The organism is Undibacterium sp. RTI2.2 (genome assembly GCF_035018705.1).
Taxonomy (GTDB): Bacteria; Pseudomonadota; Gammaproteobacteria; order Burkholderiales; family Burkholderiaceae_D; genus Undibacterium.
Genome location: NZ_JASJXN010000013.1, coordinates 48,038 through 72,285 on the forward strand (window position 1 = coordinate 48,038; position 24,248 = coordinate 72,285).

Consider the following 24,248-nt stretch of genomic DNA (forward strand, 5'->3'; position numbering starts at 1 on the left):
TTGAGGGGCAATAATGGCACTCGCTCGTTATATAGAAAACGATTTTTTTCGAATGTTGATAGACGAATTTCGTATAAAGGGCAGGATTTTTTGCGGGAAGTTACCGGTCATATAAGTATTTTGCTCAAGCAGCTTTCGCAGTCTCGTTATCGACGCCGAGGCTGGCCTTGGGTGTATCCAGCAAAAATCCCTGCAAGAAATAAGGCAAAGTCTGGTTGGCTGACAGCTCTTCTACAATCTGTGTCAATGATTGCAACTGCTGATCTGTCTCTATCCGCTTAAATATGACGCGACTACCGAGTTGATTTGCATGCTTCAATAAAGTCCGCAATGAGTCGTGTTGTGCAGACTCAGCCCCAGCGTCCTTGGCGACAACCTGGCGTACATCAATCTTGATGACATCGGGACGTATTTTTGCCATGAGCTCCAATGCCTGCAAGGTATCGCTCGCATGCACACCTATCCTAAAACCGTTACGTCGGTAATTGTCTGCTACGTGTTGCAGCATCCAGCGTTGATTAGGAATAATTTGTGGCAATTGCAAAACGATCTGCTGCTGCGGCAACTCCAGCAGATGAAGAATCCGCCGAAACGCCGCGCCATGATTACCTTCTACCGCGGTTAACAAGCGGGTGTGGATGCTTAAAAACAAATCCAATGTCGTTGCCTGCGATGACGCTTGCTGGTAAAAATTGATCGTATGCAAAATCCGGCATAAGCGATCTAGCTCTACCGACTCATCATCATTAGCGGCGTGGTCAAGCAATTTCCAGATATGTAAGCCCCCGCCATCAACAGCATAACTACGGGCATAACCATCATAAGCCACGATGTGCTGATCCAGATGAGCACGAACTGGCTGAAATGTACTCGTCAAGGTCGAATGAAAATATCGCCCCAAAGCCTGACCTTGCGCATCCAGACGGATGTGAGTGTTAGCTGGATTGGCAAGCTGTAAATGCCGCAAATATTGTTGTAAAGCAGGAGATGTCATGTTGACTCCAATGCGTATGTCGGTAAAAAATACGCTTGATATTGAATATACTCCCCACTGAATTATTAAAATATGCTCTATCGTCTAGGAATTACATGGACAATTAAATATACTAATAGGGAGTATATATATTTAGCGAAAATGGGTTTTACCAGAACACTCAGTAAAACTTTAATAAAGACGTTGCAACCAATATCGACCGTCGATGCTAGTTTTGATTGCATGCCATCGGTTATCGGTTATCGGTTATTGCTGTTTGTGCCTTGCAGAATAAAACACACTACAAAAAATCAGAACTAATCGTTTCGCGGTTGGATAGTTGGTTTGCGCATATGCGCAGAATTACACTATGTCGCAGTGGATATCTGGGATTTGCTCCAAGGACTAGGTAGAGTGGCAATTTACGCAAAACAAGCTTATAAAAATTAATCGTCTATGTAAGCGACCTAATATGACGCCGCATATACGATCCTATAAAATTACGTATCTGCTTAGTTACTCATAATGAAAACTGACTCCAAACTATGAAAACAGCACTGTTAATCATCGATGTCCAGCAAGGTTTATGCGAAGGTAAGTACACCACTTTTGAATCGCAACGTGTCATTGCCAACGTCAATATGGTGTCAAAAAAAGTGCGAGATGCAGGTGCGCTCGTGATCTTTATCCAGCATGAGTCATCATCAGGTTTACTGACATTTGGTAGCAAAGCTTGGCAACTGGCGGACGGTCTTCATATTGAGCCAAGCGACTTACGGCTTCGTAAGACTGCTTCAGATTCTTTTCATCAGACGGAGTTAGATGCTTTGCTGAAACAGCATGCGATAACTAATCTGATTATTTGCGGTATGCAGACAGAATTTTGTGTTGACACCACGGTGCGCAGAGCATTGGCGTTGACTTACCCTGTGGTCTTGGTTGCGGATGCACATACCACTGAAGATAGCGAGATTTTGACTGCCGCGCAGATCATCCGGCATCACAACCGCACCCTCACCAATATAGACAGCTTTGGGGTAGTCGCTGTTGCCGTTGCGGCGAGCGATGTGCTGATCTAACTAAGATATAAGTTAGATAAGTTATATAAGATGAGTCAGGCGTTTATGGTTTAGCGACGGTCTGTCAGTACATCGATAAAAAAAGCGCATGCAAAATTCATTTTCATACGCTTTTTTTATTTAATCAGTTCACAGTTTAAAATTGTCTTGCAGGCAGTAAAGTCCCTTCAACTTCCCCAAAACCTATCCGTGGCAAGCCTGACTTTTCCGTCCAGGCGCGCATGATGATGGAGTCGCCATCTTCCATAAATGTGCGTTGCTCGCCATTGCTTAATATCAGTGGCTGTTTGCCGCCGACACTCAGTTCCAACAACGATCCTGCTTCTTCCGGTGTAGGACCTGATTGAGTTCCTGAACCGAGTAAATCTCCAGCGCGCAGGTTACAACCGTTGACGGTGTGATGCGCCACTAATTGCGAAACGCTCCAGTAAGAATGACGGAAGTTAGAAAGCGATAAACGCTGCGCAGGCAGGCCTTGCTCACGCATAGATTTGGTTTGTAGCAAAACTTCCATCTGCACGTCAAATGCACCTTGTTCGCGCACCGCTGCAGAATCCAGATACGGTAGCGGTTGTGGATCTACCGCGTCACGTTGCCATTGCAAACGATAGGGTGCCAAAGCTTCTAGCGTAACGACCCAAGGCGAAATCGTGGTGGCAAAATTCTTCGCTAGGAAAGGTCCTAGTGGTTGGTATTCCCAGGCTTGCATATCGCGTGCCGACCAATCGTTGAGCAAACACAGACCAAACACATGCGATTCTGCATCATCAATCGCTACCGCATCGCCGATTGCATTACCTTGCCCTACAAAAATACCAATCTCGGCTTCATAATCAATCCGCTTTGCTGCGCCAAACACCGGAGTTGTCGCCGTCGGTGGCATAGTTTGTCCGACAGGGCGACGGAACTGCTGACCAGAGATCACAACCGATGATGAACGACCATGGTAGCCAATCGGTACCCATTTGTAATTGGGCATCAGTGGATTATCAGGACGGAATAATTTACCCACAGCCGTCGCATGATGGATGGAAGTGAAAAAATCGGTATAGTCACCGATGTGTGCAGGCAGAGCATATTCCGCATTTGCTTGCGGCACTAAAGCACTTTTCAATAAATCTTGTTGCGACATGCCTTCACGCAGCGCTCGCGATAGTTGCAGACGTAATGTTGTCCAGGTCGCGTTGCCTAATTCCATCAAGGCATTTAAGTGAGTACTGCGGATCGCCTGATCAAATGCCGTCGATTTTAACGTTGAAAAAACGCCTAGCGCATATGCTGCTGCGAGATCCAAAATCTGATCACCAATCGCGACACCGATACGGAAATTTTCTGCAGTCCCTTTCTTGCGGAATACGCCATAAGGCAAATTTTGTATCGGAAAATCGCTGTTGATATCATTCGCAGAGGTGACCCAGCTACGCAAGTTAATATCGTGGGTTTCATTCAATTGCAGAGTCGCTTGATTGCTCATATTGAGGTTCCTATTTGGATATCGTTAGGCTTGATTGGGATTGAAATTTTTCTTGATACCCATCCAGCATTGGTAGTAATCGGCTTGCAATTGCGGAGACGTCATTGCCGCACGCGTCGGTTTGATGATGGTACGAGTCTCGATCATAAAGGCCATGGTATCAGCGATCTTATGCGGTGCGCTGGTGTCGGCCTTACTGGCTTTGTCAAACGTACCAGCATCCGGGCCATGACCACTCATACAATTATGCAAGCTAGCGCCACCGGGTCTGAACCCTGCGGATTTAGCATCATACTGGCCGTGGATTAAGCCCATAAATTCGCTGGCGATATTACGATGGAACCAGGGCGGGCGGAAGGTATTTTCTGCTGCTAGCCAGCGCGGTGGAAAGATCACAAAGTCGATCGTATCAACGCCCGGTGTATCACTGGCAGATTGCAAGACTAAAAAAATCGACGGATCGGGATGGTCATAACTGATAGAGCCGATGGTATTAAAGTGCCGCAAGTCATATTTGTAGGGCGCAAAATTACCATGCCATGCAACGACATCCAGCGGCGAATGGCCGATTTTGGCAGACCACAAATTGCCACTAAACTTAGCCAGCAATTCAAAATCACCTTCGCGGTCTTCATAGCTCGCATGCGGAGTCATAAAGTCGCGTGGGTTTGCCAGGCCGTTGGAGCCTATTACGCCCAGATCCGGTAGCTTAAACGTGGCGCCAAAGTTCTCGCAAACAAAGCCACGCGCGGCACCTTCCGGCAGCGTGATTTGAAACCGGATACCACGCGGGATGACAGCGATTTCTTGTGGTTCAATATCGATGACGCCGAGTTCAGTTTTAATGTGCAAACGACCTTGTTGCGGAATAATCAGTAACTCTGCATCAGCATCATAAAAAAACCGATCACTCATATCGAGATTCGCCGCGTACAAATGGATAGCACAACCGCTTTGTGCGTCCGCTGAGCCATTCCCCGCCATCGTCATCCACGAGTCAATAAAATCAATTGCTTTATCCGGCATCGGCAACGGATCCCAGCGTAATTGATTGGGTGTCGATGGTACCTGATCAAACTGATTGGTCATCGCGCCATTATCAATTTGTACGAAGGGCTGATGCATTGCCGCTGGCCTGATCCGGTACAACCATGAGCGGCGATTGGAATGGCGCGGTGCGGTAAATGCCGTGCCAGAAATTTGTTCGGCATACAAGCCATACGCACACTGCTGTGGTGAGTTCTGATTTTTAGGCAATGCGCCAGGCAAGGCTTCGGTAGCGAATTCATTCGCAAATCCGGTTTGATAGCTGCGCTGGACAGAAGAATAGGCAGAATCAGCGGAATGTTCTTTAATGTGGGGCATGACAGTTCCTATAGAAATAAGCGCAATTTTGATGTGACATCAATATAGTCCAGCTAGTCAAAACCTGCGACATAAATACAAAAATGTACTACATTCATAAAATCAATAATGGTTGAAAACTTTTTAAGCGATTTTTAAATGATAGAACCGAAAGACATAGACCTGAACTTACTGGTAATTTTTCAGGAAGTATTTCAGGACAGGCAAATTTCATCCGTCGCAAAAAAGCTAGGACTATCCCAACCCGCTGTTAGTAACGCGCTGGCAAGGCTGCGCCGTACTTTTGATGATGAATTATTTGTCCGTACGGCGCTTGGGATGCAACCCACGCCCTTAGCCATCAGCTTTGCCGAGCCAATCGCTAGCGCTTTAGAAAATATTCGCCGGGCATTAAATCAACAAGAGAGTTTTGATCCCGCAAGCAGCAAACGGCAATTTACGATTGCGATGACGGATGTGGGTGAGGTTTATTTTATGCCTGTGCTGGTGGAGCGATGTCAGTTATTGGCACCACAATTACAGTTTTCTACCGTCCGCGCCAGCAGTATTGATCTGAAGTCCGAGATGGAGGCTGGTCGGGTTGATTTAGCAATTGGCGCATTTGATACGATTTCTGGCGCACTCTACCAGCGCCGACTGTTTAAACAAAATTATGTCAGCATGTTCCGTAGTAGCCATCCTTTAGCGGGTGACAAAATCAGCTTGAGTGATTTTTTAGCAGCACAACACTTGATCGTGGCATCGCAAGAGAGTCCTTACGATAGGATTAATCAAAGCTTGGATAAGGCAGGCATTAAGGCCGCAGCACATTTTTGCGTGCCACATTTTGTGGCCGTACCTTACATAGTCAGCACGACCGATCTGTTAGTGACGGTGCCGCAAAAGCTGGCCGAGCGTGCCGCAGCGCCGTTCAATTTAAAGTATGTTCGCCCGCCGCTACGCTTACCCTCTTTACAAACGAATATGTTCTGGCATCGCCGCTATAACCAGGACGAAGGTAATCAATGGTTGCGCCAGTTTATTGCAGAGCAGTTTGCTGAGTAAGTCAGCTTGTCAAACTAATGGGGTGAAAATCCTTCACCCCAGGACTGAAAGCTTTTCTGCCATCGCCATAAAGTTTTGCCCTACACTTTGTGTCTATAATTAATTGTGACGGAGAATCACCATGCCCATCATCACCTGCGTAGAAGACTTGCGTTTACTGGCAAAAAAAAGGGTGCCGAAAGCCTTTTACGACTATGCCGATAGTGGCTCGTACACAGAGAGTACATATCGCGCGAATACCGATGATCTGGCCAAACTGAAGCTGCGTCAGCGGGTTGCCATCAACGTTGATCAGCGCTCTACCCGCACGACGATGGTAGGGCAAGAAGTTGCCATGCCTGTCGCGATTGCACCGACAGGGTTGACGGGCATGCAATGGGCTAATGGCGAGATGCTGGGCGCAATCGCAGCAGAAAAATTTGGTATTCCTTTCACGCTCTCCACCATGAGTATTTGTTCGATTGAAGATGTGGCGAGCGTTACTACAAAACCATTCTGGTTTCAGCTCTATGTCATGCGCGACCGCGGCTTTGTCAAAGAAATGATACAGCGCGCAAAAAATGCAAAATGTTCCGCTTTAGTGCTGACGTTGGATTTGCAAATTTTGGGTCAGCGACATAAAGATATCCGCAACGGCATGTCAGTTCCGCCAAAACTGACGCTGGCAAATATCCTTGATCTGGCAACTAAACCAGCCTGGGCACTACGCGCATTAACTGGTCGTAAAACCTTTGGCAATTTAGTTGGACACGTCAAAGGAGGTGATGGGATTTTAACGCTGAGTCAATGGACTGCAAGCCAATTTGATCCAACCTTAAATTGGGATGACGTGGCCTGGATCAAAAAAGAATGGGGTGGCAAGTTAATTCTTAAAGGCATCTTGGACGTAGAAGACGCTAAATTAGGCGTCGCAGCCGGTGCCGATGCGATCATCGTCAGCAATCATGGTGGTCGTCAATTAGATGGCGCAATGTCGTCCATACAAGCATTGCCAGCTATTGTGGATGCGGTCGGACACTTAACCGAAGTCTGGTTTGATGGTGGCATTCGCACTGGTCAGGATATTTTAAAAGCCACTGCTTTGGGCGCTAAAGGCAGCATGGTTGGACGTGCCTTTTTATATGGCTTGGGTGCGATGGGTGAGCAAGGCGTGACTAAAATGCTGGAGATTTTGCACAAAGAATTAGATGTCAGTATGGCACTGACAGGTACTAAAGATATTCGTGAAGTTGGGCGACATAATCTGGCACAGCTGTAGAGATTTAACAGGGCGGATTACTGAAAAATCGCTACACAGAAAATATCTGTGCAGCGATTTTTGCTATTGTCTTGTTATAAATCGGAGCGATATCAATTCGTGATATCGCTCCGATCTTTTAAGCCGCTTCTAATTCCGCTTGTTTGACGATATGCAAGTTATCGCCATCAATTGCAATTTTTCTTGGCTTATATACTTCAGGTACTTCGCGAACTAATTCTATATTCAATAAGCCATTATCTAGTTTGGCACCAATCACTTTGACGTGATCTGCCAGGCGGAAACGGTGCTCAAAATCACGCGCTGCAATACCGCGGTGTAAGAAGGTGGATTGGGTCTCATCCTTCTGTTTTCGACCAACAATTTTTAAGGTGTCTAATTCGCTTTCCAACTCTAGTTCAGAGCGCTCAAAACCAGCGACAGCCATCGTGATGCGGTATTTATCTTCGCCGATCAATTCTATGTTGTAAGGTGGATAGCTGGGGGCTGCATCAGTACGTTGCGCTTCATTAAATAAATGCGCTAAACGGTCAAAACCAATGGCAGAACGGTACAGTGGGGCAAAGTCAAAATTACGCATGATATATCCTCGAAATAAAAGTAAGCGATATGAAAAAAAACTATTTCAGCTCCATGCTGAATAAGCTAGCAAGCCTCTGTTGAGCACTTGCTGATACGGATATGGGCACACTGTTTTAGAATTTCAAGACTTTATTTTTTCAAAAATTTTTCAATCAGATTTATTATTTTTATTAAATAATTTTATCGTTGATTTATTTCATATTTTTGTAATGAGTAAATTGATGCTTCGGTTATCTATTGCCTGAAGCGGAACGAATGGATTTACAATCACGTCCGACATTGGAATTACAATTAATTAAAAAATTTTATGGCAAAACTTTATTTCAGATATTCAGCAATGAACGCAGGTAAATCTACTGCCATGCTACAAGTCGCTCATAACTATGAAGAGCAAGGACAAAAAGTGCGTCTGTACACGGCGGCAATTGATCATCGTTACGGTCAGGGCAAAGTGACATCACGTTTAGGCCCGCAGCGTGATGCGGAGATATTTGATGCCGACTACGACTTTTTACAAGCCATCCCGCAAGTCAATTGTGTGTTGGTAGACGAAGCACAATTTTTAACAGCGGCTCAGGTACGTCAGTTGCATCAGCTCGCACAAGTCAAAGGCGTACCGGTAATTTGCTACGGTTTGCGTAGTGATTTTATGGGCGAGCCATTTCCTGGATCGGCTTATTTATTGACACTTGCCGACGATATTGAAGAGCTAAAAAATATCTGTGCGTGCGGGAAAAAAGCCACTATGAATATTCGTCTGGATGCCAATGGCAAGCGTGTTAAAGCGGGTGAGCAAGTAGCGATTGGTGGCAATGAACGGTATCAACATGTATGCGGAAAATGCTTTTATTCTTGAGAAATTTTCTTCTGCTTAGCGCCTGTGCGATTTCCTGTAATACGTAAAAATACAAACGGAAATAAAAATACGCAGTAACAATTCGCAACACTTTACCTGTCAACAGAAACTAAGCGAGTGGCGTTTGAGAGATACGTAGATTGACTACGTGAAGTAAATAAAAGCCGATAAAGGCAAACACACTCAAGAACAGGATTAATCATGAACAAGCTGATCACCACACTCGTCGCTACTACTTTCGTCATGGGTACAGCGTTCGCCCAAACAACTACGACAGCGAAACCTGTAGCGCCATCTGCATCGGCCTCTGCTAGTGCTAGTGCTTCAGTCGCTGCCTCTACCACCACAGCACCAGTCGTTGGCAAAGCTGCTACGGCTTCTTCTGCTACCCATATCATTAGCAAAACAGCGAGTGCAACGACACCAGCTGCATCTGCTCCGATTGCAAAAATAACGCCAGCGTCGGAAGAGAAGTTAGATGCGAAAACTGAGGTTAAACAATCTGAGCCTAAGCATAAAACTCATGCCAAAGCGAAAGACGTAAAAACTGAGGATGTAAAACCAAAACCAGCTCAGTAATTAGTTCAAGAATGTATTTGTATTTTACTAAGTGTACTTTGTTAAATAAATTGCATTAGACGCGACTTTTTAACTCAGTCCACAACAAAAATCCGGCGCTTTAAACGCCGGATTTTTTATTTATATATTTATATTATTTAGACTGCTATTTACATAAATAACATTTTATTACCAAATAAAATTGCAAAAAAAGTTTAAATCAAGGCCAAAACTACATAAAAAATGGGTTTTTACAGAGAATTCCAAAAAAAATCCAAATTCTTGTCAACCAAGATGGGGAGATAAACGCTTTTAGCTACGAGGATAAGACATTTCTGTAACAGAAATGCTCCGATAAATAGGGAGTACTTACAAATGATCTACGAATTATTAATCCGCTCTTCTGGACAAAATACAGCGTCATCCAACAATCTGGTTTGGATCGATGCAAATTTATCGACACGATCATTTGAAAAATGGCTCACAGATCGCTCCCTGTTAAATAAAACTGGTAACGCACCAGTTGCGCGCTGGAGCATCATGCAAACCGACAGACCAGCTCATTTCAAGCTTGACAGAGATACAGCGGCGCTGGAGCACCACATCTCTGAACTGATCAACGGTAATCAAGTCATCAAAGCCGTACCTGATGCGTTGAAAGCCTTAAAGGCGTTCCAGTTAGCATCCGTCACGAAAGAGCTTGCTGAAGTTTTTTAATCAGGGCTTACGCAAAGACGTCCCAGCGGCGTCATGCATCCTAAGTTGATCTTCTTCTCAGAGCAATTTTACGTAAGCCCGGCCGGTTCGTTTCAGGTTTAGTTCATTTCAGATATGTGTTCAGTCTAACTTGTCTGATTAATTAAAAATCCCTCATCGCATGTTGAGTGCCGTGGGGGATTTTTAATGCCTGCAATTCGCACAATAAAAAGTCGGACAATTATATTTAATTGTCCGACCAGCGATATCAAATCAAATTTAAATTAATTTCAAATTAATTATCTTTATGACCTCTGCCATGGTCATCTCCTCGGCCATGATCGTCATCTCTGCCTTTGCCGTGACCCCGGTCATGATCCCTATCAAAGTCTCTGCGATCATCGCGGTAGTCTCTTCCGTGTTCATGTTCTCTGTAGCGCGGCACATAGACATCGCGGTACCAACGTTCTTGCACAAAATAGACTGGCTGGCCGCAGGCATTATAGTTGCCGCAATATTTACGCCAATTTTTTTGATGTCCAGGTGGTACGTATAAGTACATTGGTTCTCTAACGACACCTACGGGTGCTGCATAGATCACTGTTGGCCTGCTGTAAACGACTTGTGGGCCTGGTACGCTGCCTATATCAATGCGACCGTACATACCTGGCTGCGCGATGTTGATGGAGACGCCGATGTCCGCAGCAAACGCAGATCCGGTTGCTGCGATGATGGACGTTACTGACATCGCTAGTATAAATTTTTTCATCATTTCTACCTCATACGCCTTGCGGCAATATCTATACAACGTTACCCAAACACATCCGTTGACCTAATAACGATTGCTGCTTCTGTTATGTTAGATGAATAGACTGCATAAAGTTCAGTCCTAGATGCATTTGTACAAGAGACGCGCAATAAAAATGCAAATGGTGTGTACTGCGAATGGTTCGCGCTACACACCATAGGAGAGCAACATAGTAGTCGCTAAGCAATAAATTCGACTACTAGGATCTCTAAATTAATAACAAATGCGTCAAAAATCAGCGCAGCATTTGACCAATTATTTTGGCATTAAAACTGTATCAATCACATTGATTACGCCATTAGATTGATACACGTCATACGTGCTGATATTGGCTGTGTTGCCGCTTTCATCCATGACTGCAATATTGTGTTTTCCGTTCATGGTGAACATCAATTTACCACCGCTTGCCGTTGGCAAAGTTGCTTTACCGGACTGCTTGGTGATCTCGCGTTCGAGCGCCATAAAATCATACTTACCTGGCACCACATGGTAGGTCAAAATTTTTGTCAGTGTTGCTTTGTTCTCTGGCTTGACCAATGTTTCTACTGTGCCTGCCGGTAGTTTGGCGAAGGCTGCATTGGTTGGTGCAAATACGGTGAAAGGACCTTTGCTTTTCAGTGTATCGACCAGGCCGGCTGCTTTGACAGCCGCGACTAATGTTGTGTGATCTGCGGAGTTGACGGCATTGTCAACGATGTCTTTACTTGGAAGCATACTTTGACCACCGACCATCACGGTCATGTCAGCAGCATAGCTGGCACCGAACGTCATCATGGATGCTACGAACAGAATTGCTGGGCTAAATTTACGCATGTCTATCTCCTGAAGAATTACTTGTGCATGATTGCCTAATCATTTACGCGAGCAAGGATCAATCGGATTCAAGAAATAAAAAAATAAGTGATTTAACTCTATAAAAAACGGCATCGTTACTCTAATAAAAATCAGTCGTTTTTTTATTGAAGATAGAAAATATCCATTTGAATTTCCTATCTATTGATGGATATACTAGTAGAGAGTATATATTAATTGTCCACGTATTATTTGGACAGTGAAGGGTTTTTTATAAAATTGATAGGGAGTATATTGAATTAACTGAAATTAATCTCAATTAAAAGAGCGTAAATTTGTGATGATATTTGAGCGCTAGTTGTCCTTAATTAGCTGAGAAAAATATATTCGTAAAAACAAAATCTAAGTGCATTTTTTTAGCCTATTTTTGATAAAAATTTCTCAGTTTTACCAGGGTAAAAAATCACCGCGATAGTCTAAAAACTGCCCAGAATTTTCTGGCATAAGTTGATCAATTACTGTGAGCAGACGTGTCGCCGCGGTGGAAGGCGTTTGCACCTCCAGCCCCGTTTTACTGAATGGCGATGACAAAGATGTTTGTACCGTGCCCGGATGCAGCGCGACGCAAATTGCTTCGGGCTGGCGTCGATTTAATTCTATCGCCGCGGTGTGCACGAGTTGATTTAAAGCAGCTTTAGAGGCGCGATAACTATACCAGCCACCTAAGTGATTATCGCCAATGCTACCGACCTTGGCTGACAACGTGGCGAATACCGATTTGCCTTCGCGCGGCAGTAGAGGGAGTATGTGCTTCATCAACAAAGCGGGACCAATCGCATTGATTGCAAATGATTCCATCATGTGTGCAGGATCTAGTTGTCGCCAGCTTTTTTCTGGTTGCATTCCATCGCGTTGCAAGAGTCCTGTTGCATCAATAATTAAGCGCGGTACGCCAACGCTTGCGATGTATTCCGCGCAGCTTGCAATCGAAGATTCTTCCAGTAAATTTAGTGCAGGAAAACTGCTACGGCTAAGGCCAATAACTGTTTTAAAAGTGCCGTTGTTTTCTAATGCAGACAGGAGTGCGCTGCCAATGCCGCCGGTCGCACCAATCACCACACAAACGCTGTCTTGTGGAAATGAATTCATCATTATTTTGGGTCTGTAGTGACTTTTTTCGTTGATCTGATCAACGTTCAGAAATCAACATTCAGAAATCAACGTTCGGAGATCAAAATTGGTAAAACCTTGATCCCCGAACGCATTAATGTCACATGTCAGTGATTATCGTCACTTGGCTTAATCAGGCTTTTTTATTCCATGCACTGCACCAGCCTTTGGCATTTACCTGCTTGCCACCGACTGCACCGCACACAGCCCACGCATCGGTACTTTTACCTTGGAATAATTGGCAGCCAGCGCAATTGCTGTTGGCGACTTTATTGGGATATTTTTTGGCATCGATTTTACTCGCATCGTTTTTGTAACCGAGTGCGGTCGCGATAGGATCGCTTTCTTCCAAATGGACTGCTTGAGCTGACGCAATATTTGCAGTGCCTAACAAAATTGCAGTGGAAGGGATGGTGGTAAATATGAACTGCCGGCGGGTTGTCATAGTATTTCCTTTAAAAAGGGACTAAAAGTGTATAACTGAGTAAATCAATCAATTGAACAGTCGATAAATGAGGCAGCAAGCTAAGTATGAGCAATCAATTGATGCGCTAATTTATCATCAAAAAATAATTCAAGTGAGCGTTACGTTGCACCGTGTTACCAGTCGGAGATAAAAACTTCTATTTTATTGAACTGGGTTTGTATTACTAATTTAGGCTGTTATCCGATTTATGTCCAGAACTTGAATCGATATACTGTGATAATATCGGTTCATTGATGTGTCAATTGCAGTATTTACTGTGTATTTGTCTGAAGTTAGATTCAACGTGAACTGGGAAAATTATGGCGTCCGAAAATAATATGAATGACCCACATGCGGCGACTTACCGCAGCGGTATAGCGGCTCGTTTGGCTGGTGTGCCGGTTGAAACCTTGCGGGTGTGGGAGCGCCGCTACAGCGTGGTTGGTCCGCGTCTGAGTGAACGTGGTCAGCGTTTGTATTCGTCAACAGAAATTAAACGCCTCACTTTGATCAAGCAACTGGTTGATATGGGGCACTCAATCGGTTCCATTGCTGCACTACCGACCGATGCTTTGATCGCGATGCGTAGTGCCGCCAGAACATTAGAAGCGCCGCCACGACTCGCTGGTGAGCTTGCCCGTGAGTTGCGGGTTGGATTGATCGGTCCACTGGTGTCATCTCGTCGGTTTGAAGAAACCTTATCGGATAACGCGCTCAGAGTTGTGGGACGCGCCGTCAATGTAGTCGATGCCACCACCAATTTGCAGAACGTGCGAGCGGATGTCATCGTGATTGAGTTGCCGCTGTTAAATGAGGCGACTTTCGACACGGTAGCGGGTATCAAGAAAATGTTTGGTGCCAGCCAGGCGATCGTTTTATACCGTTTTGCACCGAGCGCGGTGATCCGGCGCCTGCGGTCGGTCGGGCATGAAGTCGCACGCGCACCTTCAGACGCGATTGAGATTGAATCGCTTTGCCGCGCTCTACTGAAATTGCCGCAGACGGAGGAAAAAATCGTCGCTCCGGCGAATGAACTGGGTGACCCGCCACCTCCAAGATTCGACGAGCATGCCTTATCTGAGTTGGCCAATGCGACCAACTTGGTGTACTGCGAATGCCCACGTCATTTAGTTGAGCTGGTCACCAGTTTGGGCAGCTTTGAGCGTTACAGCGCCGAGTGCGCCAACCGCAATGCCGATGATGCCGCTCTACATCGTGATCTGCAACAAACTGCCGGACACGCCAGAGCGATTTTAGAAAATGCCTTAGTAAGAGTGGCAATTGCGGAGGGTTTGGAATTGCCGCCGAGCATGAAAAGGGTGACGGAAGAGACTGTGAGTTGAGTATTGAATTGAGCGGTGAGCTATTAGGTGCAGCGTCGCTTTTGCGTAAAGTTTTACTAACGTTGAAAAACGGGCGTAGCACATTTAAATATTCTTGCAGAAAAAATATACTCCCCGATATTTTTATTTAAATAAGCCGATTGTCCAAAGAATAATTGGACGATTAAAATATACTATAGGTAAGTATGTTGATTTATCAGTTGAAGCCCAGACTAAATGTTGGACTTATTTAAAGAAATTTCGCAGACAGATTCCCTTCAATCAATCTGCAAAAAATCTAAAAATAAGTCCAGCCATTCAGCTAATAATTCAGGCTACTACTTGGTCGATCAATTAGTCGATCAATTAGTCGATCAATTAGTTAATCTAAGATTCAATCCTGGATGCGCTCAGTTCATCTACATGAACGAGTGATCAAACCAGTTATTGCATATGCCAGCCGTGGCTGACGGTAATGGATTGACCTGTCAGCGCATTGGAACCAAATGCGGCGAGGAATATCGCGGTTTGTGCAACGTCTTGTACCGTTGTAAATTCGCCATCGACGGTTTCTTTCAGCATCACGTTTTTAATCACTTCTTCCTCGGTAATGCCCAGTTCTTTGGCTTGTTCTGGAATTTGTTTATCGACCAATGGCGTGCGTACAAATCCCGGGCAAATGACATTGGCGCGGATGTTATTTTTCGCACCTTCTTTAGCAACGACTTTTGCCAGACCAACCAGACCATGTTTAGCCGCAACGTAAGGTGCTTTCAACGGTGACGCCTCGTGCGAGTGGACCGAGCCCATATAAATGACTGAGCCACCTTTACCGCTGGCGATCATCGCGCGCATGCAAGCGCGGGTGGTGAGGAAAGCGCCATCAAGATGAATAGCGATCAGTTTCTTCCAATTATCCAAACTCAGATCTACGATAGGGCTGATGATTTGTATACCCGCATTGCTGATCAAGATATCCACGCTGCCATAAGCGGCGACAGCATCTGCTACGCCTTTGTCCACTTGCGCTTCGTCAGTGACGTTCATCGCCACGGCCATTGCAGTACCGCCTGCTTGTTCGATTTCTTTGGCGGTCGCGGTGGCGGCATCCAATGCCATATCGGCGATTACAATCTTCGCGCCTTGCTTAGCGTATTCCATGGCGATTTCTTTACCGATACCGCTGGCAGCGCCAGTGATCAGAGCGACTTTATCTTTGAGTAACATGAGATTTCCCTTATTTGGATTGTTGCAAATAGTCGTACGCGACGGTGCCATACGGCAGCGTCAGGTCGGCCAGAATATGGACAGCAGATAGTATTTCCAGCACTGGCAGCGCTGCCACTGGCGCCAGTGCATGCGGACTTAAATCTAATGCGCCGGGTCCGCCCCAAGCGCCTTTGATGATGATATCGGTCAAGCTATATTGCACCAGTTCGCAGATGCGAGGTGTGCCGTCCACGTGGGGAATAATTTTAAGCAAAAAGCTGGGCGCTGCCATCGATTTTTTGACCGCCTCCACATCCAGTTTGGTGTGCTTAAATCCCATCGTACCGGTTGCAACACGAACATCACTGTAATCCAGCGTGCCGACCAGCGTATCTTTATGGACTTTTAATTCTGGTTCGCCCAGTTTTTTTGGAAAGCCCCACAACTCGCGGCCAGCCGCAATCGGAGGATGATCATTGAGATACATGCTGTGAACGTAGCCGCCTTCCACACCGTCCAGCGTGACGGGGATGACTTGTCCAGATTCACAATAATGACCAAAGCCAGTGGAGTCTGGCATGTTGATAAATTCAAATTTGACGATAGGTTCCGTCATCTTTAGCGGCGCCGGAATCACTTTTTGTAAAAGCTCGGGATCAGTCCGATAGGTGATGATTAAAAATTCGCGGTCAGTAAAGCGATACGGTCCAGGCGGGAAAGCAGAATTGCTATATGGCATCGCAAACGCATTGCGACGGATTTCATCTTCGGTCATAAACGTAATCCTTGATGTGGTAAGTGAAGAGAGCGTACGCTGTTACAAAAATTAGTACAAAACTGAGTACAAAACCTATAGAGGATTTAGCTAATTCGTCAGCAGAATTGTCGGCCAAATCGTTAACCAAATTGGCGGCTATTTATCAAGCCTGTCTACCAACTGAAGACATCACTATAAGCTGATTTCATATGCTACATCTGTACGACAGAGCACATATTATCCAGTTCATTAATTTTACAAATGTTACTTATAGAGTGGATGCTCAGTTTGGGCATAATTTGTATTGGACGTCATACCGTTGACATAAGCGGTGAATAAAATCGGCCTCCTTTGAGGAGATACCCAAGATGAAAACCAACGAGCCAACGCAAGACGCGCTTATACAAAACACAGAGTCACCAAAAAATCTGAGCCGTCGTGGCTTCGTCATTAAAATGTCATCCGTCGCAGCAGTAGTCGCCTCTGGCGGTGTATTGACTGCTTGCGGCGGCTCTAATGCGGATGTTAATTTAGAGCAGGCATCATTCAACTACGGCATTGCCAGCGGCGATCCGTTATCTGACCGGGTAATTTTATGGACCTATGCAAAAGTATCTACCGACGCATCGGTGGATTTGCAATGGCAAGTGGCGACGGATGCGACGTTTTCTACCATCGTTTCTTCCGGTAAAACAACCACGACAAAAGATACGGGCTTTACCGCAAAAGTTGATGCGACCGGACTCAGCCCTAACACAGAATATTATTACCGTTTTATCGCCGCCAATAACAGCGTATCGGCAGTTGGGCGTACCCGCACTTTGCCTGTCGGGAACGTGTCAGAAGTCAAGCTAGCCGTATTCTCTTGCAGTGATTATCCTGCCGGTTATTTCAATGCGTATGACTCCGCAATCTCATCTGGCGCGCAATTTTCTTTGCACCTAGGCGACTATATTTACGAATACAAAGATGGCGTTTATCCACCGGCTGCCACTGCGGTTACGGCGCGTATTTCTGCACCTGCGAATGAGGTCGTCACCCTCGCCGATTATCGTGCCCGTCATGCCTTACATAAAGCCGATCCGTATGTCAAAGCACTGCATGCCCGCATGCCTATGATTGCGATTTGGGATGACCACGAGTTTGCCAATAACGCGTATATGGATGGCGCAGAAAATCATGACCCAGTCACGCAAGGACCATGGGCGGCGCGCAAAGCTGTAGCGAGCCAGGTTTATCACGAATGGATGCCCATCCGTACATCGGATCCGACCAATTTGTTAAAGATCTATCGCTCATTTGATTTTGGTAATTTATTGTCGCTACATATGCTGGATACCCGCATCATCGGTCGTGAGCACCAGCCAGACCGAACTAATGATGCATCTGGTCGTGACATCGCTGATCCGGCGTTTTTGCCGTATGCCTTCAACAAGAATAAGCAGTTGATGGGTGCAACTCAGCAAGCTTGGTTGGACACCCAAATGACTGCATCCAAAGCGACTTGGCAAGTGCTGGGCAATCAAACGGTGATGGGCCGTATTCAATTGCCCGCATCTGTGCTGTCGACGAATCTGAGTGCAGCATCTGTGACGGCTTATTTGACAGCAAAAGCGACGCCAGTTGCATTGCAAACTCAAGCGCAAAAGGATTTGCTGGATTTGAGTAAAAATCCAAAAATTTCCTACAATTTTGATAATTGGGAAGGCTATCCCAACGCCCGCGATGCACTGTTCACGTCTGCCAACAAACTCAAAGCAGCGAATAAGAAGTTTTTGGTGTTATCCGGCGATAGTCACAACGCTTGGTTAAATAAATTAACTTTGCCGGATGGCACGCAAGTCGGCGCAGAGTTTGCCGGGATGTCGGTGACTTCATCAGGATTTGAGGGCGTTTTCCCGCCAGCAGTAGTGCCGCCAGCCACCTTGGCTGGTACGATCAAAGCGCTGGTCGATGACATCAACTATATTGATACCTCACGCCGTGGTTATATGTTGATTACCGTCAATCAGAACGTGGCAAAAGGGGATTATATTTACGTCAGTTCGGTCACTAGCTCGACTTACACTACATCGACCGATACTCTGACTTATGCGGGTTAATACGGCAGCTTAAATTGTATAATAGTGCAGGTGGCAGCAACGCTGTTTCACCTGCACTGATTAGCCGATCTAAAAGCTAAAGCGCTGCCGGCGTTTTGATATACGCTTTCCACAAATTCTGGAATTGTCCGCCATCGGTAAGGATCGTCGTCTGATTGGGAGCACTTGCACTAAATACAACACCAACGCCGCCAACTTTGGTAAATTCTGCCGGGTGAGTCAGTATGTAATGCACACGATTATCGCGGTAATGCCCAGGCGTACCGCCAGGTGTAGCCGAAGGCACGCCCATCGGCATTTGCCACCACAACACAGGTAAGCCGCCGATACCTTGCTGGATAATCGAGACTCCACTCAGGTAGTCATGGAAGTTGGGCGAGGTCAAATTCGACTCGTCCCAATACAGTGCCGCAGTTGAATGATTGCACTCGCTTGGCGATGGCAACACCTCATAGCAACCCGCATCACGGTCTATCGTTTGTTCCACAATGAAATCTGCTTTTGCTGCACCTATCTTAGTCATAAATTGCGCTACATCCGCTTCTTTACGACCAAAGATCGATACCGGAAAACCGACCAACGCCTTTGGCGCATATAGACGCGCAAGCGTTAACATGCAGCCAGCAATACCAACAGCGTCATTTGTCAGTGCAGAGCATTCAGACATAATTGTCACTTGTGCCGAGAGTTTGGTCGGGTCGCCACCAGGCGCCTGGCTTTGCACATAACCCCAAAAATCGGGCTCTAAATTGACCAAGGCTGGACCATCAAATTTCTTTAATTCAGTAAACAGTAATTTTGTCTGCGCCCAATATTTCGTCATAAAGTTGGCATCCGTCAAACCAGATAAATTGCCATCTCCATTTTGTGCCATCTGATACAAAGTAAACATCGGCACAGCACCAATATTTTTTGCATTAGTTGCCGTGATACCGACATATGCACCGCTAGGCACATTCCAGCTAGGCCATGCGGTATTACCGACGCCAACCAAATACTGATCATAAATATCGGGTGTGATTGACTGTGCTTTGATATCTGTGGTCGACATGCCCGAGCCAAGCCCAACCAAAAATTGTGTTGGCTTTCCCATTTTTTGAGCCAGCGTCGCAGGTACAGAAAACGGTATCGCCGGAGCCACAGCAGAAGTAGATCCGGATGTAGTAGCAGAGCCGCCACCGCCGCAGCCACTAACAACGCAAGTTAGTGCGGATAATAAATAAAACCTATATGGGAAAGGGCGCATGATGAATAAGGGTAGAAGTCGTATAAATTTTTGCCGAATAAACTTGTTCGATTCATTTAAAGCATATCGTATTCTGGCGTTGGAAAATACACGTATTTGAACGAGATTTTCCATTGAACCGCGATCACTTCGTAGAAACGCAACTAGGTGCACCGTTCAAAAAATAATGTCTTCCCCATTTTTTTGATTAGTGCTCTACCTGTTAGTGCTGAAAAGCTATCAAAAAGTTTCTTTTCATGTATTTTATCCGCCACATGCTTTAGAGCAACGCTCGTCAGTCGTGCCAATGACACATCGCTGGCGTATCATTCAAATTTAAGCTTGATTGTCCTTTGGGATCGCGGCAAATGTGTATTTGGCGATCCAGTGGAAAATCTGGGTTAAACAGGCAGCCTTTTTAAGTTTTATCGTGTTTTATATGGGCATGAATCCTGCTTTTATGAAAACAGAACGACTTTGACGCGTTTTGGCGCAGCTTTCTAGCGCTGTTTTAACCTTTATCGAAAGGCAATATCGAATGGCTATCCGTGTCGCATTGCATCACAAAACCAGCTACCGTTATGACCGCCTGGTTGCTCTTTCTCCGCATGAGGTGCGCCTGCGTCCAGCGCCTCACGCACGTACGCCAATTTTGTCTTACTCACTGACCGTCGCGCCGGAACAGCATTTCATCAACTGGCAGCAAGACCCCTACGGTAATTACATCGGTCGGTTTGTTTTTCCTGAAAAATCGGATGTGCTGGAATTTACTGTCGATCTGGTTGCCGATATGACGGTGATTAATCCTTTTGACTTTTTTGTGGAGAAATACGCCGAGCATTTTCCTTTTAGCTACCCTGCGCAATTGAGCGCAGAACTTAGCCCTTATTTGCTGACCGAAAAACCGGGTGAATTGCAGACCAAATGGGTGGAGGACGCACGTACTGCGATTCTGAAAAAAGATTTGCTGACCAATGATTTTCTGGTTGCCATCAATCAGCGTTTGCAAGGCGATATCGGATATTTGCTCAGGATGGAGCCAGGCGTACAGACGCCGGAAGAAACCTTAACCAATCGCTCCGGTTCTTGCCGTGACAGTGGTTGGTTATTGGTGCAAATTTTGCGTCAGATGGGTTTAGCGGCGCGCTTTGTATCGGGCTATTTAATCCAGCTTACCGCTGATCAGGAGGCATTAGATGGCCCTAGCGGTACCACCGTCGATTTCACCGATTTACATGCGTGGGCGGAAGTGTATATCCCGGGTGCCGGCTGGATTGGTTTAGATCCGACCTCCGGCATGCTGGCCAGTGAAGGGCATATTCCATTGGCGTGTACGGCGTTGCCCTCTTCTGCGGCACCAGTGACGGGCTTTACCGATAAGGCCGAAGTGACTTTCCACCATGAGATGACGATTACCCGCATCCATGAAGATCCGCGCGTGACCAAGCCGTATTCCGACGCCGACTGGAAGGCGATTGATCTGATCGGCCAGCAAGTCGATGCAGATTTAAAACGACAAGATGTACGGCTGACGCAAGGCGGCGAGCCAACCTTTGTCTCGATTGATGATATGGATGGTGCTCAGTGGAATACGCTGGCGCATGGTGATAAAAAACGGGAATTGGCCGGCGAGCTGATGCACAGGCTAAAAAACCATTTCGCGCCTGGCGGCATGCTGCACTACGGTCAGGGAAAATGGTATCCGGGTGAGCCTTTACCGCGCTGGGCTTTAAATATTTATTGGCGGATTGACGGTCAGCCGATGTGGCTGGACGCCAGCTTATTCTCGGATGAGAAAAAAGCCGATGGGTATACCAATGCCGAAGCATATCTGTTTATGACGGCGCTGGTTAAAGCGCTGTCACTGCCAGAGGGTAGCCAGATCCCAGCCTACGAAGATGTGATGCAACAGGCGCAGCGCGAACAGGGTTTGCCCGTCAATTTAGATCCGCTGAAAGCTGATTTAAAAGCGCCAGAAGAACGTCGGCGCTTAGCGCGTTTGCTGGAGCACGGCCTTGGCGAGGTGGTTGGTTATGTATTGCCACTAAAGCCAAAAGACACCGATCCGAGCATCTCTTTGGGGGTTGCCTGGCGTACCTCGCCGTGGCCAATTAAGCGCGAACATTTATATCTGATCGATGGTGATTCTCCGATGGGTTTGCGCCTGCCGCTGAATGCATTACCTTGGGTGCAGCCAGAAAAAGAAATCCATGAATTTGATGTAGATCCATTCTCCCCGCGCACGCCTTTGCCTTCTGCCAAAGACGACAAACCAGTGACCATCAACGGTGCTAATAGTGCAACAAATGCCAGTGTTGCTGCTGACAAAACCAAGCCTGCTCCATCAGTGCCAACAATTGTTTCTTCAACTAAAACAGCCGCGAGCGGTGCCAGCCTGGCACCGCTGACAGCCGCGATGGCAGCACATGCCGCAGTGGTAGCGGCTGCAACCTCGGCGGGAGCAACGCCGGCCGCCGTCGCTGCTTTAATGGGGAAATCTCCTGCCACTTCTTCTACACCCGCCAAACCAGTTTCGCCAGCGGCGAGCTTAAACAAATCTGTGACAGAGCCGCGTGATGTCATCCACACCGCTTTATGCGTGCAGGTACGTGACGGCCGTTTGCATATTTTTATGCCGCCGGTAAAGCGGATAGAAGATTATCTGGCCTTGGTCAATGTGGTCGAATACACCGCCGCCAAGCTGAAGTTAAAACTCTGGATTGAAGGTTATCCGCCGCCACGCGACCCTCGTATCAAATTACTCAGCGTGACGCCCGATCCGGGTGTGATTGAAGTCAATATTCATCCGGCCGCAAGCTGGAATGAGCTGGTCTACAACATGTCTACGCTGTACCAAGAAGCGCGTCTGACGCGTTTGGGTACAGAAAAATTTATGGTCGATGGTCGCCACACCGGCACTGGCGGTGGCAATCACGCCACGCTTGGCGGTGCCACCCCAGAAGACAGTCCGATGTTGCGTCGGCCAGATTTGTTGAAGAGTTTAATCACCTACTGGCAAAATCATCCTGCCTTGTCGTATTTATTTTCAGGTACGTTTATCGGTCCGACCAGTCAGGCGCCTCGGGTGGATGAAGCGCGTGACGACAACTTGTATGAGCTGGCAATCGCCTTCCAGCAAATGGATCAGGTACTGCCGACCATGCATCCGGGCGATAAGCCTTGGATGGTCGATCGCTTGCTGCGTAATTTGCTGGTGGATTTGACCGGGAATACGCATCGCTCCGAATTTTCTATCGACAAACTGTATTCGCCCGATGGTCCCACCGGCCGTTTAGGCTTGGTCGAATTCCGCGCGTTTGAAATGCCGCCGCACGAGCGCATGAGCCTGCTACAAATGCTGCTGCTGCGCGCACTGGTCGCACGTTTTTGGCGTCAGCCTTATCAAGCCAAGCTGGTTCATTGGGGAACGTCTTTGCATGATCGCTGGATGCTGCCGCATTTTGTGGCGCAGGACATCCGTGATGTCGTGAAGGATTTGCGCGCTTCCGGTTATGCGTTTGAAGAGCATTGGTTTGATCCGTTTATTGAATTTCGCTTCCCGCGTTTTGGTACCGTGGTGTACGAAGGTGTCGAGATGGAATTGCGTCAGGCAATTGAGCCTTGGAATGTGCTGGGCGAGGAAATGACCGGCGGCGGCACTGCTCGTTATGTAGATTCTTCCGTCGAACGGATGCAGTTATTAGTTCGCGGCTTAACGGCTAGGCGTCATACGATTGCCTGTAACGGTCGCATGTTGCCGCTGCATCCGACCGGTATCCCGGGCGAATACGTTGCAGGCGTCCGCTTCCGTGCCTGGAGCCCTTGGTCGGCATTGCATCCCACAATCAAAATTCAGGCGCCGCTGACGTTTGATCTGGTGGATACCTGGAGCGGTCGTGCGATTGGTGGCTGTACTTATCATGTATCGCACCCCGGTGGTCGCAGCGAATCCAGTTCGCCGGTGAATGCCAATGCCGCAGAGGCACGCCGTTTTGCGCGGTTTTGGTCGCACGGGCATACACCGGGACCGATGTTTGTCCACAAAGAAGATCTCAATCCTAGCTTCCCAATGACGCTGGATTTACGTTGGCAGGTATACTAAGGGCTAGCCGGAGCGCTGTCGGAGAGAGTAGAGCGAATCTACGTTCTCCGACTTGGCTGAATAGTGCAGGGAATAAACAAGATATCAGGGCGAACAACAACATAATATGTTTCTGCACTTGTTAACCTGGACTAAAGTTAAATTAAATACTGATAGTAAGTATATTTAGTTGTCCAGGTAATCATTGGTCTATATGGTCATTTTGAATAAAATTGGGGGGGGTATATTGCTACGTGCAGAATTTAGAGGTAATTTTCAGCGCCCCCGGCATCTCAACTTTTGTTCTCCCGTATTCAAAAAAATGAATGCGTTGCAGATGGTAGATGGTGAGTAGCGTTCGCCAAAATCAGCAAATAGGTAATTTAAGTAGCTAAGTAATTCAGTAATTAAGCAATTTAGTAATAAGGAAG

Annotated in this window: 20 protein-coding genes; 9 read left to right on the forward strand and 11 right to left on the reverse strand. The window is 46.7% G+C overall.

The annotated features are described in order from the left end of the window. Positions 1-124: 124 nt before the first annotated feature. A complete protein-coding gene (locus tag QN395_RS09190; RefSeq protein WP_322120488.1) occupies positions 125-994 on the reverse strand; it encodes an EAL domain-containing protein in 870 nt (289 codons plus the stop codon). A 524-nt stretch (positions 995-1,518) separates the two neighbouring features. Between QN395_RS09190 and QN395_RS09195 the strand changes: the two genes are divergently transcribed. Then, positions 1,519-2,052, forward strand: a complete 534-nt coding sequence (locus QN395_RS09195) for a cysteine hydrolase family protein (protein WP_322120487.1) — start codon at positions 1,519-1,521, stop codon at positions 2,050-2,052. A 136-nt stretch (positions 2,053-2,188) separates the two neighbouring features. On the opposite strand, the gene fahA is transcribed toward QN395_RS09195, so the two are convergent. Then, on the reverse strand, positions 2,189-3,526 hold the full coding sequence (fahA, locus tag QN395_RS09200; protein ID WP_322120486.1) for a fumarylacetoacetase: 1,338 nt from the start codon (positions 3,524-3,526) through the stop codon (positions 2,189-2,191). 24 nt (positions 3,527-3,550) lie between these two features. Then, positions 3,551-4,891 carry a homogentisate 1,2-dioxygenase gene (gene hmgA / locus QN395_RS09205; RefSeq protein WP_322120485.1) on the reverse strand — a complete coding sequence of 447 codons (1,341 nt, stop codon included), beginning with the start codon at positions 4,889-4,891 and terminating at the stop codon, positions 3,551-3,553. A gap of 138 nt (positions 4,892-5,029) precedes the next feature. Between hmgA and QN395_RS09210 the strand changes: the two genes are divergently transcribed. Together QN395_RS09210 and QN395_RS09215 are read left to right on the forward strand one after the other, a co-directional pair. Further along, positions 5,030-5,935, forward strand: coding sequence for a LysR family transcriptional regulator (locus tag QN395_RS09210; RefSeq protein ID WP_322120484.1), 906 nt, complete (start codon positions 5,030-5,032; stop codon positions 5,933-5,935). Between the two features lie 121 nt (positions 5,936-6,056). After that, complete coding sequence (locus QN395_RS09215; RefSeq protein WP_322120483.1) at positions 6,057-7,193, forward strand: alpha-hydroxy acid oxidase; 1,137 nt, start codon at positions 6,057-6,059, stop codon at positions 7,191-7,193. Positions 7,194-7,311: 118 nt separating this feature from the next. Here the strand turns inward: QN395_RS09215 and QN395_RS09220 are convergent, their stop codons facing one another. Continuing rightward, positions 7,312-7,773: an Hsp20 family protein gene (locus QN395_RS09220; protein ID WP_322120482.1), complete on the reverse strand. Its 462-nt coding sequence runs from the start codon at positions 7,771-7,773 to the stop codon at positions 7,312-7,314. Between the two features lie 309 nt (positions 7,774-8,082). On the opposite strand from QN395_RS09220, the gene QN395_RS09225 reads away from it, so the two are divergent. From QN395_RS09225 to QN395_RS09235, 3 genes are all read left to right on the forward strand, one after another. Next, a complete protein-coding gene (locus tag QN395_RS09225) occupies positions 8,083-8,631 on the forward strand; it encodes a thymidine kinase (protein ID WP_322120481.1) in 549 nt (182 codons plus the stop codon). Between the two features lie 201 nt (positions 8,632-8,832). Then, positions 8,833-9,210 carry a hypothetical protein gene (locus tag QN395_RS09230; RefSeq protein WP_322120480.1) on the forward strand — a complete coding sequence of 126 codons (378 nt, stop codon included), beginning with the start codon at positions 8,833-8,835 and terminating at the stop codon, positions 9,208-9,210. 354 nt (positions 9,211-9,564) lie between these two features. Continuing rightward, the gene (locus QN395_RS09235) at positions 9,565-9,906 is read left to right on the forward strand and encodes a hypothetical protein (protein ID WP_322120479.1); all 342 of its coding nucleotides are present in this window, start codon (positions 9,565-9,567) and stop codon (positions 9,904-9,906) included. 274 nt (positions 9,907-10,180) lie between these two features. Here the strand turns inward: QN395_RS09235 and QN395_RS09240 are convergent, their stop codons facing one another. The 4 genes from QN395_RS09240 to QN395_RS09255 form a co-directional block, all read right to left on the reverse strand. After that, on the reverse strand, positions 10,181-10,657 hold the full coding sequence (locus QN395_RS09240) for a hypothetical protein (protein ID WP_322120478.1): 477 nt from the start codon (positions 10,655-10,657) through the stop codon (positions 10,181-10,183). A 291-nt stretch (positions 10,658-10,948) separates the two neighbouring features. Further along, a complete protein-coding gene (locus tag QN395_RS09245; protein WP_416200131.1) occupies positions 10,949-11,506 on the reverse strand; it encodes a fasciclin domain-containing protein in 558 nt (185 codons plus the stop codon). 426 nt (positions 11,507-11,932) lie between these two features. Continuing rightward, on the reverse strand, positions 11,933-12,637 hold the full coding sequence (locus QN395_RS09250; protein WP_322120477.1) for an SDR family NAD(P)-dependent oxidoreductase: 705 nt from the start codon (positions 12,635-12,637) through the stop codon (positions 11,933-11,935). A gap of 151 nt (positions 12,638-12,788) precedes the next feature. Further along, positions 12,789-13,100: a high-potential iron-sulfur protein gene (locus QN395_RS09255; protein ID WP_322120476.1), complete on the reverse strand. Its 312-nt coding sequence runs from the start codon at positions 13,098-13,100 to the stop codon at positions 12,789-12,791. 359 nt (positions 13,101-13,459) lie between these two features. On the opposite strand from QN395_RS09255, the gene QN395_RS09260 reads away from it, so the two are divergent. Continuing rightward, a complete protein-coding gene (locus tag QN395_RS09260; protein ID WP_323491905.1) occupies positions 13,460-14,464 on the forward strand; it encodes a MerR family transcriptional regulator in 1,005 nt (334 codons plus the stop codon). Between the two features lie 423 nt (positions 14,465-14,887). Here QN395_RS09260 and QN395_RS09265 read toward each other — a convergent pair whose 3' ends face one another. Both QN395_RS09265 and QN395_RS09270 read right to left on the reverse strand, forming a co-directional pair. After that, a complete protein-coding gene (locus QN395_RS09265; RefSeq protein WP_322120474.1) occupies positions 14,888-15,670 on the reverse strand; it encodes a 3-hydroxybutyrate dehydrogenase in 783 nt (260 codons plus the stop codon). 10 nt (positions 15,671-15,680) lie between these two features. Continuing rightward, positions 15,681-16,427, reverse strand: a complete 747-nt coding sequence (locus QN395_RS09270) for an acetoacetate decarboxylase (protein ID WP_322120473.1) — start codon at positions 16,425-16,427, stop codon at positions 15,681-15,683. Positions 16,428-16,777: 350 nt separating this feature from the next. Between QN395_RS09270 and QN395_RS09275 the strand changes: the two genes are divergently transcribed. Further along, positions 16,778-18,511, forward strand: a complete 1,734-nt coding sequence (locus QN395_RS09275; protein ID WP_323491906.1) for an alkaline phosphatase D family protein — start codon at positions 16,778-16,780, stop codon at positions 18,509-18,511. 76 nt (positions 18,512-18,587) lie between these two features. Here QN395_RS09275 and QN395_RS09280 read toward each other — a convergent pair whose 3' ends face one another. Beyond that, positions 18,588-19,871, reverse strand: coding sequence for a hypothetical protein (locus QN395_RS09280; RefSeq protein ID WP_323491907.1), 1,284 nt, complete (start codon positions 19,869-19,871; stop codon positions 18,588-18,590). A 403-nt stretch (positions 19,872-20,274) separates the two neighbouring features. On the opposite strand from QN395_RS09280, the gene QN395_RS09285 reads away from it, so the two are divergent. Further along, entirely contained in the window at positions 20,275-23,838 is a 3,564-nt protein-coding gene (locus tag QN395_RS09285) for a transglutaminase family protein (protein ID WP_323491908.1), read from the forward strand. Positions 23,839-24,248: the final 410 nt, after the last annotated feature.

What these genes read in the sequence shown, in the direction of transcription:
- QN395_RS09270 (WP_322120473.1), bottom strand. Translation starts at nt 16,427, where the DNA reads ATGACCGAAGATGAAATCCGTCGCAATGCGTTTGCGATGCCATATAGC.
- QN395_RS09210 (WP_322120484.1), top strand. Translation starts at nt 5,030, where the DNA reads ATGATAGAACCGAAAGACATAGACCTGAACTTACTGGTAATTTTTCAG.
- QN395_RS09225 (WP_322120481.1), top strand. Translation starts at nt 8,083, where the DNA reads ATGGCAAAACTTTATTTCAGATATTCAGCAATGAACGCAGGTAAATCT.
- QN395_RS09235 (WP_322120479.1), top strand. Translation starts at nt 9,565, where the DNA reads ATGATCTACGAATTATTAATCCGCTCTTCTGGACAAAATACAGCGTCA.
- QN395_RS09250 (WP_322120477.1), bottom strand. Translation starts at nt 12,637, where the DNA reads ATGATGAATTCATTTCCACAAGACAGCGTTTGTGTGGTGATTGGTGCG.
- QN395_RS09265 (WP_322120474.1), bottom strand. Translation starts at nt 15,670, where the DNA reads ATGTTACTCAAAGATAAAGTCGCTCTGATCACTGGCGCTGCCAGCGGT.
- QN395_RS09280 (WP_323491907.1), bottom strand. Translation starts at nt 19,871, where the DNA reads ATGGAAAATCTCGTTCAAATACGTGTATTTTCCAACGCCAGAATACGA.
- QN395_RS09190 (WP_322120488.1), bottom strand. Translation starts at nt 994, where the DNA reads ATGACATCTCCTGCTTTACAACAATATTTGCGGCATTTACAGCTTGCC.
- hmgA (WP_322120485.1), bottom strand. Translation starts at nt 4,891, where the DNA reads ATGCCCCACATTAAAGAACATTCCGCTGATTCTGCCTATTCTTCTGTC.
- QN395_RS09285 (WP_323491908.1), top strand. Translation starts at nt 20,275, where the DNA reads ATGGCTATCCGTGTCGCATTGCATCACAAAACCAGCTACCGTTATGAC.
- QN395_RS09255 (WP_322120476.1), bottom strand. Translation starts at nt 13,100, where the DNA reads ATGACAACCCGCCGGCAGTTCATATTTACCACCATCCCTTCCACTGCA.
- QN395_RS09220 (WP_322120482.1), bottom strand. Translation starts at nt 7,773, where the DNA reads ATGCGTAATTTTGACTTTGCCCCACTGTACCGTTCTGCCATTGGTTTT.
- QN395_RS09240 (WP_322120478.1), bottom strand. Translation starts at nt 10,657, where the DNA reads ATGATGAAAAAATTTATACTAGCGATGTCAGTAACGTCCATCATCGCA.
- fahA (WP_322120486.1), bottom strand. Translation starts at nt 3,526, where the DNA reads ATGAGCAATCAAGCGACTCTGCAATTGAATGAAACCCACGATATTAAC.
- QN395_RS09245 (WP_416200131.1), bottom strand. Translation starts at nt 11,506, where the DNA reads ATGCGTAAATTTAGCCCAGCAATTCTGTTCGTAGCATCCATGATGACG.
- QN395_RS09215 (WP_322120483.1), top strand. Translation starts at nt 6,057, where the DNA reads ATGCCCATCATCACCTGCGTAGAAGACTTGCGTTTACTGGCAAAAAAA.
- QN395_RS09230 (WP_322120480.1), top strand. Translation starts at nt 8,833, where the DNA reads ATGAACAAGCTGATCACCACACTCGTCGCTACTACTTTCGTCATGGGT.
- QN395_RS09195 (WP_322120487.1), top strand. Translation starts at nt 1,519, where the DNA reads ATGAAAACAGCACTGTTAATCATCGATGTCCAGCAAGGTTTATGCGAA.
- QN395_RS09260 (WP_323491905.1), top strand. Translation starts at nt 13,460, where the DNA reads ATGAATGACCCACATGCGGCGACTTACCGCAGCGGTATAGCGGCTCGT.
- QN395_RS09275 (WP_323491906.1), top strand. Translation starts at nt 16,778, where the DNA reads ATGAAAACCAACGAGCCAACGCAAGACGCGCTTATACAAAACACAGAG.